This window comes from Novosphingobium decolorationis (assembly GCF_018417475.1).
GTDB lineage: Bacteria > Pseudomonadota > Alphaproteobacteria > Sphingomonadales > Sphingomonadaceae > Novosphingobium > Novosphingobium decolorationis.
Genome location: NZ_CP054856.1, coordinates 2,902,815 through 2,926,983, shown reverse-complemented (window position 1 = coordinate 2,926,983; position 24,169 = coordinate 2,902,815). Strand labels below are relative to the sequence as shown.

The 24,169-nt window shown below is 64.8% G+C and carries 18 protein-coding genes, 1 tRNA gene and 2 rRNA genes; 7 read left to right on the top strand and 14 right to left on the bottom strand.

Annotation, left to right across the window (positions count from 1 at the left end; genetic code table 11):
• Window positions 1–45 precede the first annotated feature (45 nt).
• Window positions 46–1,239 (top strand): acyltransferase family protein, encoded by a 1,194-nt coding sequence (locus HT578_RS13705; protein WP_213500074.1) that lies wholly within the window; start codon window positions 46–48, stop codon window positions 1,237–1,239.
• A gap of 110 nt (window positions 1,240–1,349) precedes the next feature.
• Here HT578_RS13705 and HT578_RS13700 read toward each other — a convergent pair whose 3' ends face one another.
• Entirely contained in the window at window positions 1,350–2,042 is a 693-nt protein-coding gene (locus tag HT578_RS13700) for a class I SAM-dependent methyltransferase (protein ID WP_039389688.1), read from the bottom strand.
• Window positions 2,043–2,269: 227 nt separating this feature from the next.
• On the opposite strand from HT578_RS13700, the gene HT578_RS13695 reads away from it, so the two are divergent.
• Together HT578_RS13695 and HT578_RS13690 are read left to right on the top strand one after the other, a co-directional pair.
• Window positions 2,270–3,415, top strand: coding sequence for a glycosyltransferase (locus HT578_RS13695; RefSeq protein WP_213500073.1), 1,146 nt, complete (start codon window positions 2,270–2,272; stop codon window positions 3,413–3,415).
• A gap of 19 nt (window positions 3,416–3,434) precedes the next feature.
• Window positions 3,435–4,898 (top strand): hypothetical protein, encoded by a 1,464-nt coding sequence (locus tag HT578_RS13690; RefSeq protein WP_213500072.1) that lies wholly within the window; start codon window positions 3,435–3,437, stop codon window positions 4,896–4,898.
• Between the two features lie 37 nt (window positions 4,899–4,935).
• Here HT578_RS13690 and HT578_RS13685 read toward each other — a convergent pair whose 3' ends face one another.
• On the bottom strand, window positions 4,936–6,090 hold the full coding sequence (locus HT578_RS13685; RefSeq protein WP_213500071.1) for a glycosyltransferase family 4 protein: 1,155 nt from the start codon (window positions 6,088–6,090) through the stop codon (window positions 4,936–4,938).
• Entirely contained in the window at window positions 6,090–6,983 is an 894-nt protein-coding gene (locus HT578_RS13680; protein WP_213500070.1) for a glycosyltransferase family 2 protein, read from the bottom strand. Before HT578_RS13680 ends, HT578_RS13685 begins: the two co-directional genes overlap by 1 nt.
• Window positions 6,984–7,163: 180 nt before the next feature.
• On the opposite strand from HT578_RS13680, the gene HT578_RS13675 reads away from it, so the two are divergent.
• Window positions 7,164–8,165, top strand: coding sequence for a glycosyltransferase family 2 protein (locus tag HT578_RS13675; protein WP_213500069.1), 1,002 nt, complete (start codon window positions 7,164–7,166; stop codon window positions 8,163–8,165).
• Here HT578_RS13675 and HT578_RS13670 read toward each other — a convergent pair.
• The 4 genes from HT578_RS13670 to HT578_RS13655 all read right to left on the bottom strand — a co-directional run bounded on the left by HT578_RS13670 (window position 8,157) and on the right by HT578_RS13655 (window position 14,446).
• On the bottom strand, window positions 8,157–9,713 hold the full coding sequence (locus HT578_RS13670; RefSeq protein WP_213500067.1) for a lipopolysaccharide biosynthesis protein: 1,557 nt from the start codon (window positions 9,711–9,713) through the stop codon (window positions 8,157–8,159). The two genes, HT578_RS13675 and HT578_RS13670, sit on opposite strands and share 9 nt — an antisense overlap.
• Window positions 9,706–10,812 carry a glycosyltransferase gene (locus HT578_RS13665; protein WP_213500065.1) on the bottom strand — a complete coding sequence of 369 codons (1,107 nt, stop codon included), beginning with the start codon at window positions 10,810–10,812 and terminating at the stop codon, window positions 9,706–9,708. Before HT578_RS13665 ends, HT578_RS13670 begins: the two co-directional genes overlap by 8 nt.
• A gap of 100 nt (window positions 10,813–10,912) precedes the next feature.
• The gene (locus HT578_RS13660; RefSeq protein WP_213500063.1) at window positions 10,913–13,138 is read right to left on the bottom strand and encodes a GumC family protein; all 2,226 of its coding nucleotides are present in this window, start codon (window positions 13,136–13,138) and stop codon (window positions 10,913–10,915) included.
• A gap of 96 nt (window positions 13,139–13,234) precedes the next feature.
• Window positions 13,235–14,446: an outer membrane beta-barrel protein gene (locus tag HT578_RS13655; protein WP_213500062.1), complete on the bottom strand. Its 1,212-nt coding sequence runs from the start codon at window positions 14,444–14,446 to the stop codon at window positions 13,235–13,237.
• Between the two features lie 379 nt (window positions 14,447–14,825).
• Here HT578_RS13655 and HT578_RS13650 point away from each other — a divergent pair, with 379 nt between their 5' ends.
• The 3 genes from HT578_RS13650 to HT578_RS13640 all read left to right on the top strand — a co-directional run bounded on the left by HT578_RS13650 (window position 14,826) and on the right by HT578_RS13640 (window position 17,345).
• Window positions 14,826–15,419, top strand: coding sequence for a polysaccharide biosynthesis/export family protein (locus tag HT578_RS13650; RefSeq protein ID WP_039389699.1), 594 nt, complete (start codon window positions 14,826–14,828; stop codon window positions 15,417–15,419).
• 88 nt (window positions 15,420–15,507) lie between these two features.
• Window positions 15,508–16,224, top strand: coding sequence for a hypothetical protein (locus HT578_RS13645; protein ID WP_213500061.1), 717 nt, complete (start codon window positions 15,508–15,510; stop codon window positions 16,222–16,224).
• A gap of 170 nt (window positions 16,225–16,394) precedes the next feature.
• On the top strand, window positions 16,395–17,345 hold the full coding sequence (locus HT578_RS13640) for a helix-turn-helix domain-containing protein (RefSeq protein WP_213500060.1): 951 nt from the start codon (window positions 16,395–16,397) through the stop codon (window positions 17,343–17,345).
• Window positions 17,346–17,514: 169 nt separating this feature from the next.
• Here HT578_RS13640 and HT578_RS13635 read toward each other — a convergent pair whose 3' ends face one another.
• From HT578_RS13635 to HT578_RS13605, 7 genes are all read right to left on the bottom strand, one after another.
• A complete protein-coding gene (locus HT578_RS13635) occupies window positions 17,515–18,435 on the bottom strand; it encodes an alcohol dehydrogenase catalytic domain-containing protein (RefSeq protein ID WP_239026290.1) in 921 nt (306 codons plus the stop codon).
• A 127-nt stretch (window positions 18,436–18,562) separates the two neighbouring features.
• Window positions 18,563–19,417, bottom strand: a complete 855-nt coding sequence (locus tag HT578_RS13630; RefSeq protein ID WP_213500059.1) for an SDR family NAD(P)-dependent oxidoreductase — start codon at window positions 19,415–19,417, stop codon at window positions 18,563–18,565.
• On the bottom strand, window positions 19,414–19,947 hold the full coding sequence (locus tag HT578_RS13625) for a 2,4'-dihydroxyacetophenone dioxygenase family protein (protein ID WP_213500058.1): 534 nt from the start codon (window positions 19,945–19,947) through the stop codon (window positions 19,414–19,416). Before HT578_RS13625 ends, HT578_RS13630 begins: the two co-directional genes overlap by 4 nt.
• 10 nt (window positions 19,948–19,957) lie before the next feature.
• A complete protein-coding gene (locus tag HT578_RS13620) occupies window positions 19,958–20,497 on the bottom strand; it encodes a 2,4'-dihydroxyacetophenone dioxygenase family protein (protein WP_213500056.1) in 540 nt (179 codons plus the stop codon).
• Between the two features lie 231 nt (window positions 20,498–20,728).
• Window positions 20,729–20,805, bottom strand: a tRNA-Met gene (locus HT578_RS13615).
• A gap of 121 nt (window positions 20,806–20,926) precedes the next feature.
• Window positions 20,927–21,041, bottom strand: a 5S ribosomal RNA gene (gene rrf / locus HT578_RS13610).
• 120 nt (window positions 21,042–21,161) lie between these two features.
• Window positions 21,162–23,951 (bottom strand): 23S ribosomal RNA (locus HT578_RS13605).
• Between the last annotated feature and the right edge of the window lie 218 nt (window positions 23,952–24,169).

Sequence of the window (24,169 nt, the reverse complement as noted above, 5' to 3'; positions counted from 1 at the left end):
GCGCCGGGGAAAAGCGAATCCGCGGCAGGCACTGGAGACGAGATCATGATGCTGAGTGAACAACTGGCCGCGACACGCGGGCGTCCGGCGGGATTCGACTACCTGCGTATCGGGCTCGCGGCGATGATCGTGGTCTGGCACACCGCGATCACGTCCTATGGAACCGAGACCCAGACCGCGCTCGCGCTGGGCCCCAGCCGCCCGATCTGGGCCGCAATCCTGCCGATGTTCTTCGCGCTCAGTGGGTTCCTGGTGTCAGGAAGCCTGGAGCGCTCGCGCACGCTGATCAGTTTCCTGGGCCTTCGCGTGTTGCGCATCTTTCCCGCACTGGCGGTCGAGTCGCTGATCGCCATGCTGGTGATCGGCCCGCTCTTCACCGCCTATGCGCTTGACCTCTACGTCACCGATCCGGTGTTCCAGCGCTATGCGCTCAATATGCTGGGCATCGTCCAGTACGACCTGCCCGGCGTCTTCCTGACAAATCCGGCGACGCAGGTGAACGCGCAGCTCTGGACCCTGCCCTTCGAGCTCAAGTGCTACATCGCGATCGCGCTGTTCTACATCTTCCAGATGTACCGCGTGCCCGCGCTGTTCGTGTTCGGCTGTATCGCCCTCCAGATCGCGGCGAGCGCCTGGATCGTCCTCGATCCCCAGCAGGACGAGGGGATCCTGCGCGGCCCGGTGCTGGTGCTTGCCTTCCTCTACGGTTCCTTGCTCTACCGCCTGCGTGACCGCCTGCCCTGGAGCCCGGCGCTATGCGTGGCGGCCGCCCTCGTCAGCCTGGTCCTGCTCTACATGCCGCTTGCCAATTCGCTGGCCGCGCTGCCGCTGGCCTATGTCACGGTCTATCTTGGCCTCACCAATCCCCCGCGCTCGTCGCTGGTGTCGAGTGGGGACTATTCCTATGGCATCTTTCTCTACGGCTTTCCGATCCAGCAGGCGGTTTCGGCGACGCTGCCGGACTTGCGCTTCTGGTGGGTGAACCTGTTCGTCGCCACGCCGATCATCTGCTTCGTGGCCTATGGCTCCTGGCACCTGATCGAGAAAAAAGCCCTGCGCCTGCGCGGGTACCTCACCCGCTTCGAGGACTGGTGCCTGCCCCACCACGACCGCATCGCGGGCTTCTATGGCCGCACCATCGCCGCCAGCCTGCAGAGCCGCTGGGTCCCGCGCCGCCTGCAGCAGACCAACCTCGTACGCGCCTTGTGCGAGACGGGCCGCCCGCTTCCCGCCGAGTGACCCTTGCACGAACGGCGTGATCCGGGTCGTCCCGCCCGGGTCACGCCTTCCCCTGCTCCTAACGAGGGGAAGGCCCCCGGCACCTGCGCGGTGCCGGGGGCCTTTTCGATTCACTCGGCGAGGACGAGCAGCGAGTAGCCCCCCACCACGCGCACCGCGAGATCGGGCGAAAGCGCGTAAAGCAGACGGCGCGGCAGCTTCATCAGGCGGCTGAGAAGCGCCTGGTCGGGCAATTCCAGCCGGCTTGCGGTGTAGCGCCAGTCAAGGATCCTGTAGCCACAATCCTCGAGCGCGCGCAGCGCCAGGTCCTTGAAGAAGTAGTGAATGTGGCCCAGATCGCGCCGCTGGTTGAGGATCGGCGAGACCCGCACGAGCGACTGCACCGACAGATCGAGCGGAATGTGCAGCACCTTGTAGCGCCCGATCGGCTTCAGGCTCTTCATGAAGGCCATGTAGTCGTCGACATGTTCGATCACGTCGATGAGCATGAGCACATCGAAATCGGGATCCTCGGCCTTCGTGATGTCCCCAAAGTAGAACTGCGTGCGCTCGGTCCCCCGCGTGTTCGCAACCGAGAAGGCCTGGGGCGAAATTTCATACCCACTCAGTCGGGCCTCGGGCAGCATCTCCTCTAGATTGAGAAGGATCCCCCCCACGCCGCAGCCGACCTCGCACAATGTCTCGTGCGCGATGCCGTTGTCGAGGAGGATGTTCTTGATGTGATTGGCCTTCCAGGGCGAGTCCGCCTCATGCCAGGCCGGGTTGTTCTCGAAGTAGGTTCCATCCTGGTACATCGTGTTCATGGGGCCCCCTTGGCTGTTGTCCCGCACCTGCCCGCCGCGCGCCTCTTCCCGGATCGGCAAGAAAACCGTGCGCAGGCTTTATTTCAGCCCATACAGCAATACACATCAGCACAATTGTCAATAAACATGAAATGAATAAAAGTGACTATACTACCCCATACCTAAATTATACGCCTTCCCAGCCGACACATCGCGATCTATATATTTATTACTTCATGAAAGAAGACATGGCGGGGTACTCGGTGCGAACAGCGATCATTCATTATTGGCTTGTCGGCATGCGCGGCGGCGAACGTGTCCTCGAGCACATCTGCGACATGTTCCCCGAGGCCGATATCTTCACCCATGTCGTCGACCCGGCAAAACTCTCCGACAAGCTGCGCGCGCGCCGGATCGAGACCACCTTCATCGCGCGCCTGCCGGGCGCCCGCACCCACTACCAGAAGTACCTGCCGCTCATGCCGCGAGCCCTGGAAGCGCTGGACCTCACCGATTACGACCTGGTCATCTCCAGCGAGGCGGGGCCGGCCAAGGGTGTCATCACCCGGCCCGATGCCACCCACGTCACCTACTGCCACTCGCCGATGCGCTACATCTGGGACCAGTACCACCAGTACCGCAGCACCGGCGGGCTGGGCGCGCGGATCTCGATGCCGCTGTTCGCCCCGGCCCTGCGCACCTGGGATGTCGCCAGCGCCGCGCGCAGCGATCTCATCATGGCCAACAGCGCCTATATCCGCGCGCGCATCGGCAAGTTCTGGGGACGCGAGGCCCGCGTCGTGCATCCCCCGGTCGACACCGCGCTGTTCACCCCGAGCGCTACCCACGACGAGGAGTATCTCTGGGTCGGCCAGCTTGTCTCCTACAAGCGCCCCGACCTCGCGGTCGATGCCTTCTCAGCGAGCGGGCGCAAGCTTCACGTCGTGGGCGATGGGCCCATGTTCGAGGAGCTGCGCACGCGCGCCGCGCCCAACGTGCGCTTTACCCGCCGTCTCGACTTCACCGCGCTGCGCACGGCCTACGCCCGCGCCCGCGCACTCGTGTTCACGGGCGAGGAGGACTTCGGCATGATCCCGGTCGAGGTCATGGCCTCGGGCCGGCCAGTCATCGCCTATGGCCGGGGCGGCGCGCTCGAAACCGTGGTCGAGGGCGAAACCGGGCTCTTCTTCCGCGAGAACTCGGCCCCCGCACTCAACGCCGCGCTCACCCGCTTCGAGAGCTGGGAAGCCGACTTCGCCCCCGAGGCCGCGGTGCGCCAGGCCCGCCGCTTCAGCCCCGAGGTGTTCCGCACGCGCTTTCTCGAAACTGTCGAGCGCGCCCAGGCGCTGGGGCACCGGCCCCATCCCGTCGCTCCCCAGGCGCTTTCGGCCTGAGCCCGCCAGGAAGCCCGCCATGATCCTCACCCACATCGGCCTCGTCATCGCGATCATCGGGATCTTCCTCATGTTTCGCGGGGGGATGATGGACATGCTGCTGCTGGTCATGGCCTGCACACTGCTCGGCGGATCGGCGGCGGCGCAGCTTCCCGCGCTTGGCGGCTCCTCGGTGCCGCCTGCACCCTTCGCGCTGGTCTTCGCGCTGGCCCGCATGACGCTCCCCAACAGCCAGCGCTGGCGCGAGGCACGCGGAGCGATCCGGGCCAATGCCTGGCTGGCCATCTACGCGCTCTACGGCGTGCTCGCCGCCACGATGGCGCCAAGCTTCTTTCGCGACAGCATCCAGGTCACGGCCATGCGCGCGACGGGTCCCACCCGCACGCTCTTCGACACCGTCCCGCTGGCGCCCTCGCCGCAGAACGTGACGGTCACGGTCTACCTCCTCGGCACGGTCTGCGCCGGGATCGTCGCCTACCTGGCCATGCAGGAGGAAGGGGCCGGACGGCGCTTCGTGAAGATGGGCGTCATCATGGCCTGGATCCACGCGACGCTCGGCGTGCTGGCCGCAGTGCTCAAGGGGACGCCCTTCGATCTCCTCGTCGATGTCCTGCGCAACGCCAACTACACCCAGACCGATCAGACCGCCTACGGCATGGTGCGCCTGACGGGAATCTTCACAGAACCCTCGGCCTATGTCGGCTTTGCCTTCGGCTGGTTCGTGTTCCTCCTCGAATGCTGGCTGCGCGACATCCTGCCGCGCCGCACTGGGCCCGCCGCGCTGGCGCTGGCGCTGGTGCTGTTCTTCTCGACCTCCTCGACCGCGTACCTGGGCCTTGGCGGCTACGGGATCATCGTGGGCCTGCGCCTGCTGCTGGCCCCCCAGCACCTCGATGTGCGCAAGGGCCTGACACTGGCGGGCGCCGCGCTGGCGCTCTTGATCGCAGTCTGTGCGCTCGCCTTCCTGTGGCCCGCCTTCATCGATCTGATGAGCACGATCCTGCGCCGCGCAACGATCGACAAGCAGGACAGCGAATCGGGCATCCAGCGTGCCTTCTGGGCGCGCATCGGGATCGACGCCTTCTTCGCCTCCTATGGCATCGGCATCGGCCCGGGCAGCTTCCGCTCCTCCAGCTTCGTTACCGCGATGCTCGGTTCCACGGGGCTGATCGGCAGCCTGGCCTTTCTCGCCCACCTGGCGCGGGCCTTCCGCCCCTTGCGTATCTCGACCTACTGCGGGCCGCGCCTGGGCCGCCAGTTCGGCGAGAACACGATGATCGGGGCAGCGGGCGGATGGGCGGCGCTGTGCGTGCTCATTCCCGCCGCAGTCGTCTCGCCGACGTGCGATCCGGGCGGGGATTTCGCGGTCTTCGCCGCGATCTCGCTGGCGCTGCGCAGCCTTCCACTACCACGAGCAGCCGCGGTCGCACAGCGCCCCTCGGTGGCCACCTGCCGCCGTCCCGTACCGGCCCATTCCGGATGAAGATGCGGCCGCCCGCCAGACCACCGGCGGCGCGAAATCAGGATGCAGGAACAAGCGCGCGCACGATGATGCGCGCCTGATTCTCCCAGCTGAAGATCTGCGAACGCGCCTGCCCGCGCTGAGACAGACGGCGCGCCAGCACCGGATCGCCGAGCACGTCGCGCACCCGGGCCACCAGGCTCGCAGCATCGAGCGGGTCGCAATAGAGCGCAGCCTCCCCGCACCGTTCGCGCAGCACCGGCAGGTCCGAGACCACGACCGGGCAGCCCAGCCGCATCGCCTCGCTCGGCGGGAGGCCCGAGGCTTCGTAGAGCGAGGGGTACATGAGGCAGGCCGCCTCGCTGTAGAGGCGGGTCAGCTGCGCGTTGTCGACGAAGCCGGTAAAGCGCACCTTGGCGCGGACCTCGGGCGAAAGGCCCTCAAGCCATTCCTCGCAGCGCGCATTGGGCCGACCGACCAGCCGGACCTCCACGCCATCGCCCGCCAGAACCTCGGCGGCGGCGAAGACGCGGCCCACGTTCTTGCGTTCGGAAAAGCCCCCCACGTGCAGCACATAAGGTGGCGCTGCGGTGTCCGGGGCCGGACGGGGAGGCGCGGGTTCGTCATTCATCCAACTCCCGTTGGGCGCGACCACCAGTTGCTCCGGGCGCCCGCCGTTGGCCGCACGAATGGCCTCGGCCTCGGTCTGCGAGACGGTGATGAGCGGGCGCGCACGGCGCACGAGAAAATGGCCCACCACCTCGTGAAAGAGCCGGTAGGGCAAACTGTAATCGCCCTTGAAGGTGCGGAAGGACTGATCGTGTAGCATGACCGCCACCGGCGCGCCCGCAATCAGGCTGCGCAAGGGCGCAAGGTTGCCCAGGCACAGCAGGTGTGCCCCCCCGGCATAGCGCGGCAGGGTCACCTGCTCCCAGTAATGACCCGTGCCGCCCGCCAGATGCTGCGTGGCGATGCGGGCGAGGTTCAGCGAGCCGAACTCGGCCCCAGCCGGTGCGACGAGCCGTGCGCGCAGGCCGGGAAACTCCCCGCGCACCAGCAGCCGCTCGAGCGCCAGCACGAATTCGCGCGCGACACGCTGAACGCCGGTGGCCGGCTGGCACAGGAAGCGCCCGTTGATGACGAGCTCGCCCGCGGCCTGTTCATCCCGGCCTCCGCACGGCGCGTGCCCGCCGACCGCGACCGGGCCGTGCATCACAGTTCAAGCGCGCGCATGGGATCGACGCGCCCGCGCGCGACATCCCACAAGGCCACCCAGTTGCCGACCACGCGCCCGCGCCGGTCGATCCAGGGTTCGGGCCGCGCGGAGCGGACGTGGTTGGCGATCACGTTGCGGCTCGCCATGACCAGCGCCTTGCGCCACTTCATGCTCCCCTTGCGCAGAAGGTAGAGCGGATTGACGATCTGCGAATAGCCCAACCGCCGCCCGCTGCCGCGCCCGCCCTTGATCCCCTGATGCACACCGGCAAAGGCGTCGGTGCGGCCCATCGGGCGCCCCCTGGCGACGCGCACCGCAAAGTCGACATCCTCCTGCCAGGCGTAGAGCGGAAGGTTCTCGTCGAACTCCTGCCCCTCGATCGCCGCGGCACGGTAGGCCATGTTGCAGCCATAGAGCCCCTCCCAGGGCTCCAGCGATGGCCTTTCCGGGAAGACCCGGTCCTGTTCGTAGCGCTCGACGAGCGCGCGGGCTTCCTCGTACTCGATCCCGCACGTACAGATGCCGTCACCCAGCATCGTGCCGGTAAGGCCGACCACCTCGGGCATGATTTCGAAGGCGCGCACGATATCGGCAAGGCAGCTTGCGGTCGGCACGTAGTCATCATCGAAGAAGACGACATATTCCGGGTCGCTGGAGATATGCGCGAGGCCGCGGTTGCGCTGTTGGGTCAATCCCACCGGACACTCCAGGATCGAGAAGCCCTGTGTGACACTACCAAGTTCGTATCCCTCGGGCAGATCGGCCTGCGAGGTCACCGCCCAGATCATCTCGCACGGTTTCAGGGTCTGCCTGGCAATGTGCTCCACCCAGCGCCCCAGTTCGCGCGGCCGGTTCACACTCGCAATAACGACGACAATTCCTCTCGCCATAGCCTTCCCCTTACTGTCGGGCCATAGAACCAAAACAGATCTAATTTGCAATACTAAAGTTGCAAAACTAATTTAACTTTACTTGAAGACTTAAAGCAATACATCAGCTAAATACAATTATTGCAGATGCCAGCAAATACCAGCACCACCTAATATTCCGAATACGCATCCGGAGACCGTATGGAAGCGTCCCTGCGTTTCAGCGTCATTATCGCCAACTACAACTACGGCCGGTTCGTGGCGCGGGCGATCGACAGTGCGCTCGGGCTCGACTGGCCCGAGGTGGAGGTGATCGTCATCGACGACGGCTCCAGCGACGACTCGCGCAGCGTCATTTCCGCCTATGGCGCGCGGGTCCGCGCGGTCTTCCAGGACAACGCCGGACAGGTTCGCGCCAACAATGCCGGCTTTGCGCTCGCCAGCGGCGATGTCGTCGTGTTCCTCGATGCCGACGACGTGCTCGAACCCGGGCTCGCGCGCGAGGTCGCCGCCGTCTGGCATGAGGGGGTCAGCAAGGTCCAGGTGCTGATGCAGAAGGTCGACGAGAACGAACAGCCGCTCCCTGCGCTGCTGCCCCACATCCGCCAGCCGCCGCGCGCCTGCGACATCCGCGCCTGGGCCCACTACACCAACGAATACCCCTCACCGCCGGGCTCCGGGAATGCCTATGCGCGCAGCTTCTTGGCGCGCATCTTCCCGCTCGATGCCAGCCGGGACAGCTCGACCGACACCACCTGCATCGCGATGGCCCCGTTCCTGGGCGAAGTCGTCACGATCGTGCAGCCGCTGGTGCGTTACCGCATCCACGGCGCCAACGATTCCAACATGCTGGCCAATGTCAGCCACTTCGCCCGCGAGGTCGAACGCGCGCGCAAGCGCCTCAAGGCAACCCAGGATGCCTGCGAAATGGAAGGCATGGCGCCGCCGGGAAGCGCGGCCCTGCGCCGCGCGAACCACCTTCTCCAGCTGCGCGCCGCCTCGCTCCGGCTCCAGCCCGACAGCCACCCGATGCCCGAAGATTCGCGCCTGTGCATCCTCCTCGATGCCGCCCGGCTGCCGTTCCAGCGCAGCTTCGAGCCGCTCGTGCGGCGCCTTGCCATCGCCGGATACTCGGCCCTCCTTGCAACCCTGCCGATGGCTGCGGTGCGCCCGATGATCAGACTGCGCTTTTCCTCACGCTGAGCGCTGCTCGGCGCGGGGTCCGCGCAGCCGTTCGAGCACGCGCACGAGCACGCGGTCATGGGCCATGCTCTCGATCCCCGCAGGCCGCCCGGCCTGGTGCCAGGCCAGCGCGAGGATCAGGCCATAGACCGCCATGCCAAGCCCCGCGACCAGCCCGATTCCCAGCGCCAGCTCCAGCCCCGCAAGGTCCGCAAGACGAGGACGCAGCGCATAGAGCACCGCCACGAGACCGCCGCTCGCAAGGAGAGTGCGCCAGGTCGCCCAAAGCTGGTGCCACACCGACACCCCGATCAGCCGGCGCGTCATCACCATCACGATCAGCGCGGTGGTGAGCGCGGAGATCGCCCGGGCGCCCACCGCCCCCTCGATGCCGTACCAGACCGCGCCCACCACCATCAGCGGCACCTTGAAGACGAGTTCGGCCGCGCGCTGGCCAAGCAGGCCCTGCGGCCGGTTCAGCGCCATCGCCAGCGAGGAATAGGGCGCGGTCAGAAGCGGCGGGATGAGCGTAAGCGACAGCCACTGCAGCACCGGGATGGCCCCCAGCCACTTGTCGCCCAGCGCGAGCGCGACGGCGGGCTGGGCCAACAGGCACAGCCCCAGAAGCACCGGAGCGCCGATGGCCAGCACGGCATTCGAGGCCTGGACATAGGCCGTCGCCAGACGCGCGCGCTGGTCTGCGATAAGCGCGAAGACCGACAGGAGCGGGCGCACGATGGGACGGATAAGGGCCTGCTCGGGCACGTAGGACAGGTCGTTGGCGACCGAGTAGATACCCAGCTGTGCCGGGCTGACGAACCGGCCCAGGATCAGGCGGTCGCACTGCCAGTTGATCGCGGCCAGAAGCTGCGCGCCTGTCGTCCAACCCAGGAAATCGGCGAAGAGCGGCCACTCGGCCAGCGAGAGCCGGGGCCGGTAGGGCGCCAGCGCATAGGAGGCGAGAATCCAGATGGTGGGCGTCGCCACGATGCCCACCATCAGCGCGCGGTAGTCGCGCAGCCACCAGGCCGCCGCCACCGAACAGACCAGCGAGCCTGTCTTGCACACCAGTTCGGCCGCAATCTCGCGCCGGTACTTGAGATCGCGCGCGTAGAGCACCAGCCCGGGACTGCCCATGCCCCGCAGGCCCGGCGCCACGCCCAAAGCCAGGATCATCCAGACAAGCGTGTCGTTGCGGTAGAAATGGGCAAAGGGCACCGCGCTCGCCCAGACCACCAGCGTCAGCGCGCCGCCCCGCAGCGCGCTCAGTGTGAAGGCGGTATCGAGGTGGCGCTGTGAAATCGCCCGGCGCGCGATCAGCACCTGCGTGATCGGCAGTTCGAACACGGCCTCGACAATCGTGACCAGCGTCATCGCGATCGCAATGACACCGAAGTCCTCCGGCGTCAGGAGCTGGGCGAGGACCAGGAGGCTCAGGAACTCGACGAACTTGGTAAACAGGCGCCCCCCGATCAACCAGGCTGCGCTGCCCGCGGTCCGCCCGCCCAGGGCCTCTCCCCCCGCCTGCACCGACTCCGACTCCGACTCTGCGGCCTTCGCATCAGCCACGCGCCACGTCCCCCCGCCAGGCCAGTCCCTCGAGCATGGCCGCGTGCTGGGCGACCACGTTGTCGAGGCGGAAGAAGGCGGCGGCCTCGCGCCGCACCGGTTCCTCGGCGCGCGCGCGCGCGCGGGACGCAAAGTCGGCCATGGCTGCGGCCAGAGCGCCGGCATCCTCGGCGGGCACGACCTCGCCTTTCTCGGGCATGTCGATGAGATCGGTGGGGCCGAAATCGCAGTCGGTGGCAATCACGGGGAGCCCGGCCGACATGGCCTCGACTATGGCAACGCCAAAGCCTTCCCAGCGCGAGGCGCTCACGAAGCATTCCGCCTCGGCCAGTTCGGCCGCCGGATAGGCGATCTTGCCAGCCAGGCGCACCTTGCCTGCCAGCCCCAGCCGTTCGATCTGCGCAGAAAGCGCGTCTCGTTCCTCGCCATCGCCTACGATGGTGAGGTGCGCATCGATCCCTTGCCCAATCAGCTGCGCAAAGGCCTCGATAAGGACATCGTGCCCTTTCTGGCGCGCGAGGCGCCCGATGGTGAGGAACCGGACAGGGCCGCTGGTCCCTGCCGTGCGCACGACCTCGCCGAACTGGCGGACCGGGTTGGGCAGATAGTCCGCCACGTCTGCATGCCCGGTGCGCGAGGCCAGGTAGCGCGCCAGCGCGGGGGAGACCGCAATGACCTTGTCCATGCGCGGCACCAGCAGGTTGAACAGCGAGAAGGCGAGCCGCGCGCGCCGCGAGGTTGTCCCTTCCACCTTGGGATTTCCATGCAGGTGCATGACGAAGCGCGATTTGCCCCGGGCCAGGCGGTGCAGCAACCAGACCAGCACGGTGGGCTCGAACTGGGCAATGACGACCACATCGTAGCGGTCCCGGCCCAGCTGGCGCGCGACCTTCCTGGGAAAGGCGCGCAGGCTCCCCGCTTCCTCGAAGAGAACCTCGTAAGGCAGGCTCTCGGGCAGTTCGACATAGCGGTGGCAATAGAGCACGCTGACCTCGATCCGGCCGCGATAGCGCGTGGCAAGACCGCAGGCGAGATCGTGGACGACCCGCTCCATTCCGGCGAAATGCGTCGATGGCGGCACGACATAAAGAACTTTCACCGCAGCGCTTGCCCCCTTTGCAGACCTTGCTGACCTTGCACACCCGATCGATCCGGCCCCCGGAGCGCTCCTGCCCCGGTGCCCCATCATGCCCGTTTTCTCAGGCGTAATATCTCCGGTATTGCTCGTAGTAGAAGCTCGCATCGCCGTAGCCGAACTTGGCCTGCTTGCGCAGGTCCACCTGGCTGAGGACAGCCCCCGCCACCCGCACCCGCCCTTCGGGCAGGAGCCGCAGCGCCGCACGGATCGCATGGTCGGCGGTGGCCCGCCAGCGCGCGACCAAGACCACCCCGTCGACCTGCGTTGCCAGCGTGCGGGTATAGGTAATCGGCAAGATCGGCGGGGCATCGAGCAGAACGAGGTCGAAGGCATCGCCGAGCCGGGCCAGCAAGGGGCCCATCTCCCCGTTGCCCAGCAGGTCCTCCAGCCCGTGCGCCTCGCCCACGATCGGCAGGACACAGACCCCGCGCCGCGCATCCAGAACCAGCGCTTCCTCGAGTGTCGCCTCCCCGCGCAGCACCTCGAGCAGGCCCACCTGCGGAAGCGCGCCGGAAAGCGCGCGGGTCGCTCCGCGCTGGCGCACGTCGACATCGACCACCACCGCGCGCTCCCCGGTCAGCGCGGCCACCCTAGCCAGTCCCGCCGAAATCGTGGTCTTGCCCTCGCGCGGGAGCGCAGACGTGATCAGCACCAGGTTGCGCGTGTCCCCCAGCGCATGGTTGATCGAGGCCCGCAGGCCCCGAAACGCCTCGGCGTAGCCCGACATCGGCGCGTTGGCGATGGCTTCAACCGGATCGTCCTCGCCGGGCAGGATGCTGCCCACCTGCGGCACGCTTTCAAGGCAGCGCAGGGACAGCTTGTGCTCGACATCCGAGGCCGTCGAAAGGCCGGTGTAGAGCATCTCTCGGACCAGGCCGATCACCACGCCCACGCCCAGCCCGACCACCAACGCCAGCGCGAGGTTCAGGAGGGGCCGGGGTGAAACCTGCGTCTCGGGCAGATCGGCGTAGGAGATGACACGCGCGTCGGGCCGCTCGGTCCCCTGGCTCGCCACGGTCTCCTTGTACTGGGCCAGATAGCTGTCGTAGAGCTCCTGCGAGGCTTCGGCCCGGCGCGTGAGATCGGTCAGCGCGACCATCGCCCGGTTGTTCGAGGCCAGCGCCCCCTTGGCCGAGCCGAGCGAGCCCTGCAGCGAGGAAAGCCGCCCCGAGGAGACCTGCACCTTGGCTTCGAGGTTGGAGATGATGCGCTTGATTTCCGAGGCGATCTGCGCGTCGACCATGTCGAGTTCGGAGCGCGCGCTCTGGAGAGCGGGATAGCCCGGTCCGAACTGCGCCTCGAGCGCGGCGACGCGGCCTGCGACTTCGGCACGCTTGGAGCGCAGCGAGCTCACCACCCCGGAATTGAGCGCTTCGCCCACGTCGTCCCCGGCCGAGCCCCGGCGCAGCTGCGCGCGGGCGGTGGCGAGCTGCGCCCGGTCGGCGGCGGCCGACGCGCGCGCCGAGGCCACTTCCTGATTGTAACTGGAAATCTCCTGCTCGGAGAGGGAGGCTCCCGTCGTGCTCAAGAGGTTGTTGGCGATGCGGTACTGCTGCACCCGCGCCATGTCGTCGAGCGCCTGCTGGCGCAGCTCCTCGAGCCGCTGGGACAGGAAACCGGCGGCCTGCGCGCCGCTGGCCCGCTTCTGGTTGAGGTAGAACTGCGAATACTGTGTCGCATATTCGTTGGCGATCGCCTGCGCATCGCGGGGATCGGTCTCGGTGACGGCGATCGAAAAGGCGTGGGTGGTGCCGATACGCTCGACCGCGAGAGCCCCCTGGAGACGTTCGGCGATGGCGTCCAGGCGTTCCTCGCGTGTGGGGCTGGGTGCCTCCGCCTCGCCCATCCCCACCAGCGCTTTCAGCCGGCTGCGTAGTCCCGCACCAGATCCGGGCGCGAAATTCGGGTTGGTATCGAGCTCGAGCGCCCGCGCCACGTCAAGGGCGAGTTCGCGCGAACGGATCACCTCGACCTCGGTGTCGACCTGGTCGGAATCGGGGGGCAGTGCGCCCGCCCCCTCGCCGCGCGGGGTGGTGCGCTCTTCCAGCGAATTGAGCACGACGCGCGCGCTGGCCGTGTACCGGGGCGTCTGCAGCGTCGTCACCAGCGCCGCGAGCGCGACGAAGACCGCCGCCACGACCACGATAACGGTCAGCTGGCGCCGCAAGGCGAAGTAGATCGCCCGCAAGTCGAGCCGGTCCTCGGGCGGGGCGGCCATGGCCGGAAAGGCCTGGGCCAGGTCGGCCTGGAGCTGGCTGCCGCGATGGACGACAAGGGAATTGTTCATGACAGCCTCACACTCCTGCGCATTCAATTGGGGGAAGGGCACCGCGCCTGCGGGCGTCTCCCTCCCGCTCCGGATAGGACCGATCCACCGGCACCATCAGAACTTCACCCGCACGCTCAGCAAAGCGGTCGATCCCGTGAAGGGTCGGGCCTCGAACCCGCGGCTCGACTGATCGCGGTGGCTGAACCCCAGCCCCACTTCGAACCTGTCTCCCAGAAGCCAGCGAGCATTCGCCCCGATGCGGAACTGACGATCCTGTCGATCCGAGCCGAAGTAATCATAGTACAGATACGATGTATTCACGGAAACTACTAAATTGCGAAGCAACTCGTAATCCACATCCAGAGATATACTGTCCTGGATGACCCCCGGCTGGTTGAAGAAGGGGCTTGCCTCCAGCGTCCGCGCGCCGTTCAACTTGACCGTGACAAGCGTGGTGACGTTCCAGACAAGGCGCCCGGAATAGGTGATGCCCGAAACCGTGCCCGAGGCAGGCTCGTCGTAGTCCTGCGAAAGGTAGCCGACCGTCACCTCGCCGCTGAGCAACTCGCTGAAACCGAAGGCGAGACCGCCCGACAGCGCGTAGCCTTGCGAATCCTGGCTGATGGCCCCGAAATCCTGCCGGTAGTCCTGCCAGTTGTAGCGCCCTTGTGCGAAGACGCGGAGGGCCGGGCCAAGCCGCAAGGACGCCCGCCCGCCCAGTGTCGTCGCGGTGCGGTCGCGGTAGTTCTGGAGGACATCGAGCCCCTCGAGCCGGATGGTGCGGTAGTCGAAACGCTCCGCCCCACCGGCGAGCGACACGGTGAGATTGGCGAGGGCCACGGAGAGCCCGGCACGGCCCGCGAGGCGCGAATAGGTATTCGGTGCGCCGATCACCGCATCGCCCAGCGTGCCCGCCATTTCGGCCAGCAGCCCATAGCTCCCGGAGAGATCGAGGCGCACCGGCCCGAACGCCTTGTGGCCCGCCGCCTCGAGGCTGTACTGCTCGTTGTTCTGAACCTTGAGATCGGCGTAGCGGGTCAAGGTGGCCTGCCCCTTCACCGAAAGACCGGCATCGGGTGTGCGTTCGACAAGTTCGAAGCCCGGCTCGAAGGTTGCCTTGGCATCGCCGCGCGGATCGGGAGCAATATTGAAGACGTTATCGTCGTATTCGATCCGCAGGTCGGCCCTGGGATAGAAGCGAAAGCCGCCGAGCGGCAGGCCCGGCGCGTCGTAAGCCGCCTTGGAGCGCGCGCCGACCGAACTGGCTAGGGCTTCGTCGGCAAGGCTCGTTCCCGCCTCCTGTGCCCGCGCACAATTCGTCCCCACGGCCAGAGCGAGGCAGACCGCAAGGGCACCGCAGCGGGCATACGCTCGGCTCCCGACACCCCCGATGGACACGAATACCCCCAAACTGGCCCCCTCAGCCGGAGCCCATGGGGCGCACCGGCACATACGAATAGAATAAGAAGAACTAACTGCGATATGTCTCGCACCAATCCAACAAGTCAACTTATGATTTTATTCATATCATGACAGTTGCATAATGAAACAATAGTTATGATGCAAAAATAATGATCTGTACTAATCCCCTCTTGTATGTCACGAATTGGATGCGCCGCGGTGGCGCTTTTATTTCAGGGGGTATGCGCGTCCGGCTGGACCGGCACGTGGAAATGGCCCCGCCCGACGACAGGGAGACCGTCCATTGCCGCGCTCGATTGGAAAACTTCGCCTGGTCATGGCGCTCGTCCTGGCCACAGCCGCGCCGGCCCTGCAGGCCCGCGACGCCGCCAGCCCCGCGGCGCGGCCCGAGCCAGACGCTGCGGCGAACGGCGAGGTCTATCGCCTCGGGCCCGGTGACAAGCTGCGGATCACCGTCTTCAACGTGGAAGCGATCACCGGCGAATACACGATCAGTTCGGGCGGCCAGGTCGCCGTCCCCCTGCTCGGAGCCGTCCGTGCCGAAGGCGCGACCACGCAGCAGCTGGCCGATGCGATCCGCACCGGGCTCGACGGGACCTATGTAAAGGACCCGCGCATTACCGTGGAAGTCCTGAGCTACCGCCCCTTCTACATCCTGGGCGAGGTGAACCAGCCCGGCGAATTCGCCTACAAGCCCAACCTGACACTGGAGCAGGCCGTCGCGACCGCGGGCGGCTATACCTACCGCGCCGCGCGCAAGAAGGCCTATCTGCGCCGCGCGGGCGAGGACGAGCAGGTCGTCAGGTTCGGCCGCGAGAGCAGGGTCATCTACGTCCACCCGGGCGACACCATCCGCATCGGCGAACGCTACCTGTAGTCCGCCTGCGCGCCGCCACGGGCCCTGTGCCCATGCGTCCTGTTTTCCTCTGGCGAAATAAGGATAGTCTCCCATTCTGGCACCTTCCATGCGCCGCGCGCTCACCGACCTTGCCCCCGCCGATCTGGCCGCCACCATCGAAGCCCATGGCTATGCGATGGTGGCCGATTTCGTCCCGGAAGCCGACCTTGCGGCGGCCCGGCGTTTCACAGAGGCCGGCATGGCGACCAGCACTACGGGGTACTTCGGCGTGGGGGATGGTGAGCCGCTGGGCGGCACGTTCCTGGAGGCCTTGCGCGATTCGCCCGAATTCCAGAGCCTGTGCCGCCGCCTCTGCACACTGGCCACGGGGCGTGAGGCGCCCGAGACCGGCTTCTACCAGATCCTGCGCGCCCTCGAAGGCCAGGACCAGGCCCGCCACGCCCTTCGCTTTCACTACGATTCCTATGTGCTGACCGCCCTCCTCCCGATTCTCATCCCCAGCGGAGGCGAAGGGCGGCTCATTCTTGGCCGACAGCGGCGCCCCTTGCGGCGCAGCTATGCCGTCAACCTGCTCGACAAGCTGCAGGGCGACAATGCGCGCGCGCAGCAGCGCCTTGCCCGGCGCTACGCAGGCGGCGCGTGCGAATTCGAACGGCTCGTCCTGAAGCCGGGCAACCTCTATTTCTTCTGGGGCTACCGCACGCTGCACACCAACGAACCGGCCCCCGACGGAGCGATCCGCGCGACTGCGGTCTACCACTACCTCGACCCGCACGCCCACGCCCCGCTCAAGCGCCTGCTGCGCCGCGCGCGCGGCTCCTGAGCGGCCGGACGGCTCCGTGCCACGTTCGGGCGCAGCCCCGCCGCTTGACAAGATGCCCCCCGCCCTCCGATCCTTCCACGTACGCACAGGGCCAACCAGGCACGGCGAAAGCGGGACATCCGGTGCATCACGAGACCGGAGCCCGAACGGAGAGGACGGATAGGTGTGCGATGGAGGCAATCCAGACATTCGCGACGTCGACGCTGCCGCAAAGCCAGCGGCTGCGCTATTGGAACGAGCTTGCCGAGCGCATTTACGCAGGCACCTACATCAACGGTGACCACAGCTTTCATGGACGCATGCAGACCTGGCGGCTGGGCGAGCTCCAGATGATACGCCCCGCCGGTGGCCCCTCGCAGGTCGGTCGGCGTCACCGCACACCCGGTTCCTCCAACATCATCCTCCACCTTCAGACCCGCGGACGTTGCCGCCATCGCCAGGGTCGCGGGCAGGACGACATCGTCCTGGAACCGGGCGACTTCGTCCTGTCCTCTGCCGCTACCGGCTACGAGATGGACCTGGAGGCGCACGAGTTGCTGGTGGTGGAATTTCCCGGCGCGCCCATCCTGCAGCGCTGCGAGGCTCTCGACAGTGTGCTCTCACGCCGCATCCGCGCCACCAGCCTGGCGGGTGGTCGCGTCCTTATCGATTTCCTGCAGTCGCTCTGGCGGCAGGCCGGCAACGCGCAGTTCCCCATCCCCGGCGATGCGAGCTGGCAAGGCGCGATGGCCAATGTCTTCTACGATATGCTGGGCCTGACCCTGCACGAAAGCCGCCTGCCCCGCCCTGCAGCCGACGCGTCGCCCCCGTTGGCGCGCCAGCTGCTGCGCCATGTCGAGACCCACCTTGGCGATCCGGACCTGCGCACAGGCAGCATTGCCCAAGCGCTGGGCGTGTCCCCCCGCACGGTGCAGAACGGCTTTGCCACGCTCGGTACGACCCCGTCTGCCCATATCCTGAACGCCCGCCTCGAACGCGCCGCCGATCGCCTCACCAGCGATCACGCCACCTCGATCACCGAGATCGCCTTCGAACTGGGCTTCAACGACAGCGCCTACTTCGCGCGGTGCTTTCGCCGCCGCTACGACGCCTCGCCACGCGAATGGCGAAAGCGCGGCTGAAACCGCGCCCGGTTGGACGATTGCGCGCAGCTCCCGATGCGTCTGCGCACTTGTCCAAGCCCGGTTTGCAAAACGGGTCTAGAATGAACGCGTCACCCACCCTTGAGGGCCGGTCCGCCGCAAGGCTCCCGGCCCTTTCCTTTTGCCGTCATGGTGAGCGCATCCCAGATCAGGGCGCGATCAGGACCTTGCACTGGCCGTGGCCCGCGCTCTTGAGCGCTTCGAAGACCGTGGGCACCGTGTCGAGCGCGATGGTCTCGCTCACCAGTAGGCGCGGCGCAATGGCACCGCTCGCCAGCGCGTCCAGCGCCGCCTCGTATTCGCTGCGGGTAAAGAAGGCGCTGGTCACGAGCCGGACTTCCTTGGACAGCATCGCAAAGGAATTGAAGGTATCGGGCTGCGTGCACAGGCCCAGGAGCAGGATCGTCCCACGCGCGCGCACCTGCTCGACCGCCTGCGCGATCAGCCCGGGCCTTCCGACGCACTCGAAGACGATGTCGGCCTTGCCGCCAAGCGCGGCATCGCTTCCCCCCACCGGATCCTCAGGATTGACGACGAAGCCGCTCGCGCCCAGCCCCATGGCGCGCGGTTCCTGATCCGGCACCACGTCCTGCAGGACCACGGCCCCCGCGCCAAAGCGGCGCGCCCAGAAAGCCACGGCAAGGCCGATCGGGCCCGCGCCCAGGATCAGCACCCGGTCTCCGGGTCTGATACCACTGAGCACTACGCCATGCAGCGCAACCGCAAGCGGCTCGATGATCGCCCCGTCGGCGAGCGAGACATCGGCAGGGAGCGGCACGCACTGGTTGGGCCGGGTCACGGCATATTCGCCATAGCCCCCGCCCTGGAGACTGAACTCGCGGCACCAGGCGACCTCGCCCCGGCAGCACGCCTCGCACTGGCCGCAGCTGCGCAAAGGCACCACCGAGACGAGGTCCCCGATGCCAAGGCCTGTCACCTCCCGGCCCAGGCCAACCACTTCGCCTGCGAACTCGTGCCCCAGGACGTCCCCGTGCTGGCAGCCGTAGGCCGCGTCCTCGGTCATGTGCAGGTCCGACCCGCAGATCCCGCAGCGCGCGACCTTCACCACGACCTCACCTGCATCAGGCGTGGGATCGGGTATCGTCTCTATGGCCAGCGGTTCGTGCAGGCCCTGGAATACGGCAGCCCTGATGGCGTATCTCCTTGGCGTTGTTCGTTGCGATCCGAAGGGACGGTCACAGTCCGGTAAGCGGTTTGACCGGCCCCAGTTGCATGCCCCCGTCGATCATGACGTGGGCCCCTGTCATGTAGCTCCCCGCATCCGAGGCGAGCAGCAGCGCCAGCGGCTTGATCTGGTGGACCTCCCCCACGGCGCCTGTCGGCACCAGCTTGTCCCAGGCCTTGCGAGCCTCCGGGTTCGTCTTCAGCCAGCCCCCGCCGATGTTGGTGACGAAGGGGCCGGGCGCAATGGCGTTTACCCGAATTCCGAAAGCGGCCAGTTCCAGCGCGGCATGGCGCATGAAGTGCATCACCCCGGCCTTGGCAGGCATATAGGGCACGCCCACGATGGCCTCGTTGACGACGGCCGCGTTGGAGGAGGTACACACAATGGAGCCTCCCCGCCGCCCGGTACGTTCCTCGTTGCGCTTCATCACCCGCGCGGCTTCACGCAAGGTGTGGAACTGGCCGGTGAGGTTGACCTGGATCGAACGCTCCCAGGCCGCCGGATCGTAGACATCGAGCTGGCCCCGCGGGTTGCGCGTGTCCTCGGGCGTCCAGAAACCGTTGCCCGCATCGTACCCCGCATTGGAAAAGACGATGTCGCATCCGCCAAAGGCGGCGACATGGTCATCGAAGGCGGCCGCGATTTCGGCCAGGTCCGCGACGTCAGCACGGGCGGCGCGGGCCGCATAGCCTTCATCACGAAGCCGCTCGGCCTCACGCTCGGCCCCTTCGCCGTCATAGTCGGTAAGCGTGACCTGCGCCCCCGCCTCGCACAGCACCTCGGCATAGGCGAGGCCCAGGCCCGAGGCGGCCCCTGTCACAAGACCCGAGCGGCCCGCGATGTCGAACTGGTCAAGCGTCTTCACAGGTAGAGCTGCGGATTGGGCGTGAGGCCATGTTCGGCGCAGTAGGTCTCGTAGTGATTCATGAACCACCAGACATCGAGCGTTTCGACGTGGTTGCCGTGCGCATCGAAGAACTCGTTCGCGCCCTGCATCCAGAACAGCGCCTTCATTCCGTTCGGGTCGTCGGTGACAAGCGTGTGCGCCGTACCCGGAGTTTCGGTGATGAAGTCGCCCGGGCGGCACACCCAGTCGTATTCGAGATAGCGAAACGAGCCTTCCAGTCCGATCGCCCAGACCGGCCCCCGGTGCTTGTGCGTGCCGATCACGCCCGGCTGCTTGATCCACAGCACGTTGCAATAGACGTTCTGGCGCACATCGAAGGCGAGGTGGCGGATCGCGGCATTCTCGCCGAAGGGAACCCACGGGCTCTCCGCTTCGGACGCGCCCACATAGGTCCCCTCCACGCCCTTGGCGTCGATCAGGGCTCCGTAGAGCTCGGGAACCTTGACGATCTCATACGCGCTCGAGGGCGGCGCAGTCATCGTACCCATGGCGCGCTCCTCAAACGTAAAGCTTGGGATTGAGGGGGATGCCCTTTTCGCGGCAATAGGTCTCGTAGTGGTTGATGAACCACCAGACATCGGCCGTGTCGACGTAGTTGGCGTTCTCGTCGTAGAATTCGATGGGTCCCTGCATCCAGCCAAACAGCTTCACGCCCTGCGGATGATCGGTGACGAGCGTGTGGCTTTCGCCCGGCACTTCCAGAATCAGCCCCCCCGGGCTCGCGACCCAGTCGTACTCCAGATACTTCACCGAGCCTTCGAGGCAGACCATCATGATCGTGCCGCGGTGCAGGTGCGTACCCACCACGCCCGGCTCCTTGATCCACAGGATGTTCGAGAAGATGCCCTGGCGCACGTCGAAGGCCAGGTGCTTGATCGCCGCATTGTCGCCGAAGGGCACCCAGGGGCTGTCGACGTCGCTCTGCGCATCGATGTAGCGCCCGCCCGGGCTCAGCCGTTCGACGAGCTCACGGTGCGCGAAGGGCACATCGACAATCTCCGCCTTGGTCGAGGGCGGGGCGGTCATCACGTTGGTCATGGTGGTGGTCCTCTCCATCGGCCCTGCCCGCGTCCGCGTCTACGGATCATCGTGGCAACGCCTTGCTTGGTCCGGGCTTTCAAGGTGCCCTTGTGACGTCGAGCATAAGCTGCGGGAGCGACAGGAACTTGGATCTGCGCGCAGCGCGATCGGGACAGGCGCGCACGCGTGTCCCAGATACGCCAAGCCCCCCGGCGCAGGAGCGGCGGGGGGCTTGGCGAGTGTTATAGTTGGTTGCGGGGGTAGGATTTGAACCTACGACCTTCAGGTTATGAGCCTGACGAGCTACCGGGCTGCTCCACCCCGCGTCACCGATGTTGTGCGTTCCTTTGAGAGACGCAAAAAGGGCCCTTTTTGGGGGCCCTTTTAGAGGCCTTTGGGGCCTTTTGTCATTGTGATGGGTTTTTATGATCTTGCGCTGGCTACAATGCCTGGCGACGTCCTACTCTTCCAACGCTTGAGCGTAAGTACCATCGGCGCTGGCAGGTTTCACGTCCGAGTTCGAGATGGGATCGGGTGGGTCACTGCCGCTATGGCCACCAAGCAATGGAGCGAGCGCAAGATTTTTAATCGATGAAGTCCGTGCAGATTAGTTACTGGCTTTGATTGATCGTCCGATCACCGCCGACGGTCCTTGGCAGGACTGTCATTGATGGTGGGATTCTACAAGCATGAACAGAGTTATTAGGACCAGTTAGCTTCACGCGTTACCGCGCTTCCACACATCTGGCCTATCAACGTGATGGTCTATCACGACTCGATGATACCTAATCTCGAGGGAGGCTTCCCGCTTAGATGCTTTCAGCGGTTATCCCTTCCATACATAGCTACCCTGCTGCGCGGCTGGCGCCACGACAGGTACACCAGAGGTATGTTCATCCCGGTCCTCTCGTACTAGGGACAACTCCTCTCAAGTATCGACGCCCACGGCAGATAGGGACCAAACTGTCTCGCGACGTTCTGAACCCAGCTCACGTACCACTTTAATTGGCGAACAGCCAAACCCTTGGGACCTGCTCCAGCCCGGGATGTGATGAGCCGACATCGAGGTGCCAAACGATTCCGTCGATATGAGCTCTTGGGAATCATCAGCCTGTTATCCCCGGCGTACCTTTTATCCGTTGAGCGATGGCCCTTCCACGAGGGACCACCGGATCACTATGACCGACTTTCGTCTCTGCTCGATTCGTCAATCTCGCAGTCAGGCAGGCTTATGCCATTGCACTCTTGCAGCCGGTTTCCAACCGGCCTGAGCCTACCATCGCGCGCCTCCGTTACTCTTTGGAGGCGACCGCCCCAGTCAAACTACCCGCCACAGAGGGTCCCTGTACCGGCTAACGGTACTAGGTTAGACATTAAAAAATCACAGGGTGGTATTTCACCTATGGCTCCACACCAGCTGGCGCCGATGTTTCAAAGCCTCCCACCTATGCTACACAATAATTTTCCAATGCCACTCTGAAGCTGCAGTAAAGGTGCACGGGGTCTTTCCGTCTAACCGCGGGTACTCCGCATCTTCACGGAGAATTCAATTTCGCTGAGCATATCCTGGAGACAGTGGGGAAGTCGTTACGCCATTCGTGCAGGTCGGAACTTACCCGACAAGGAATTTCGCTACCTTAGGACCGTTATAGTTACGGCCGCCGTTTACCGGGGCTTCAATTCGGAGCTTGCACTCCTCCTCTTAACCTTCCGGCACCGGGCAGGCGTCAGACCCTATACGTCGTCTTGAAGCCGACTTAGCAGAGCCCTGTGTTTTTGCTAAACAGTCGCTACCCCCTGGCCTGTGCCCCCCGACAGTGCTTGCGCATAGCCGGGGCCTCCTTCTTCCGAAGGTACGGAGGCAATTTGCCGAGTTCCTTCAGGATACTTCTCTCAAGCGCCTTGGTATACTCTACCTGACCACCTGTGTCGGTTTCGGGTACGGTCTATACGGTGGGGCTATTTCCTGGGACTGCTTCGAAGCACGTTCAATCCGATAAGAACGTACAACACACGCAATCCGTCACACACCACCAGGCCCACGAATATTAACGTGGTTCCCATCGACTACCCCTTCGGGCTCGTCTTAGGGCCGGCTTACCCTGCTCAGATTAGCTTTAAGCAGGAACCCTTGGTCTTTCGGCGAGAGGGCATCTCACCCTCTTTGTCGCTACTCATGTCAGCATTCGCACTTCCGATACGTCCAGAGTCGGTTACCCTTCTCCTTCACTCGCTTACGGAACGCTCCGCTACCGCTCAGAACAAAGTTCTGAACCCTAAGCTTCGGTGCATCACTTTAGCCCCGTTACATTTTCGCCGCAGGAACCCTTATTTAGACCAGTGAGCTGTTACGCTTTCTTTAAAGGATGGCTGCTTCTAAGCCAACCTCCTGGTTGTTTTGGGATTCCCACATGCTTTCCCACTTAGTGATGACTTGGGGACCTTAGCTGTAGGTTAGGGCTGTTTCCCTTTTGACGACGGACCTTAGCACCCGCCGTCTGTCTGCCGAACAAGACTCGTTGGTATTCGGAGTTTGGTTAGAATTGGTAGATCTCGCGACCCCCGCATCCATCCAGTGCTCTACCCCCAACGGCATACATTCGACGCTCTACCTCAATAGATTTCGCGGAGAACCAGCTATTTCCCGGCTTGATTGGCCTTTCACCCCTAAACACAACTCATCCGAGAATTTTTCAACATTCAACGGTTCGGTCCTCCAGTGCGTGTTACCGCACCTTCAACCTGGTCATGCCTAGATCGCCGGGTTTCGGGTCTAATACACCATACTCAGTCGCCCTATTCAGACTCGCTTTCGCTGCGCCTACACCTAACGGCTTAAGCTTGCATGGTACATTAAGTCACTGACCCATTATGCAAGAGGTACGCTGTCACCCCCTATGGGGCTCCAACTGCTTGTAAGCATCCGGTTTCAGGTACTGTTTCACTCCCCTCATCGGGGTGCTTTTCACCTTTCCCTCACGGTACTGGTTCGCTATCGGTCATGTACGAGTATTTAGGCTTGGAGGGTGGTCCCCCCATGTTCAGACAGGATTTCACGTGTCCCGCCCTACTCAAGTCCTGGAACCTCACTTTTGCATACGGGGCTGTCACCCGCTATGGCCACTCTTTCCAAAGTGTTCTGCTAGTTTAGTTCCAGGCACTGGCCTGGTCCGCGTTCGCTCGCCACTACTAACGGAATCTCGGTTGATGTCTTTTCCTCTGGTTACTTAGATGTTTCAGTTCACCAGGTTCGCTTCACCAAGCCTATATATTCAGCTCGGTGATACCTTATCCACCTCACTCAAAAGCTGCCGAAGCAACCATCGAGAGAAATGGTGAAGGTGGGTTTCCCCATTCGGAAATCGCCGGATCAAAGTTTGCTCACAACTCCCCGACGCTTATCGCAGCGTGCCACGTCCTTCATCGCCTGTACATGCCAAGGCATCCACCAGATGCTCTTACCTCACGCTTGAGAATCCACACCATCAACGACAGCCCTGCATAGAGACTGCGTCGTAATAGGTGCGGACGATTTATCTCAGCCAGATAATAAAATCTGTTGTAACGCATGGTTGATTACCCAACGTCTGGATAATCCATGCGCCACGGCATCGATTAAAAAACCCATTCACAATGTCAAAGATCTGCGGGCAAATCCCGCTAACCGGTCCGAAGACCGGAACTGTTTCG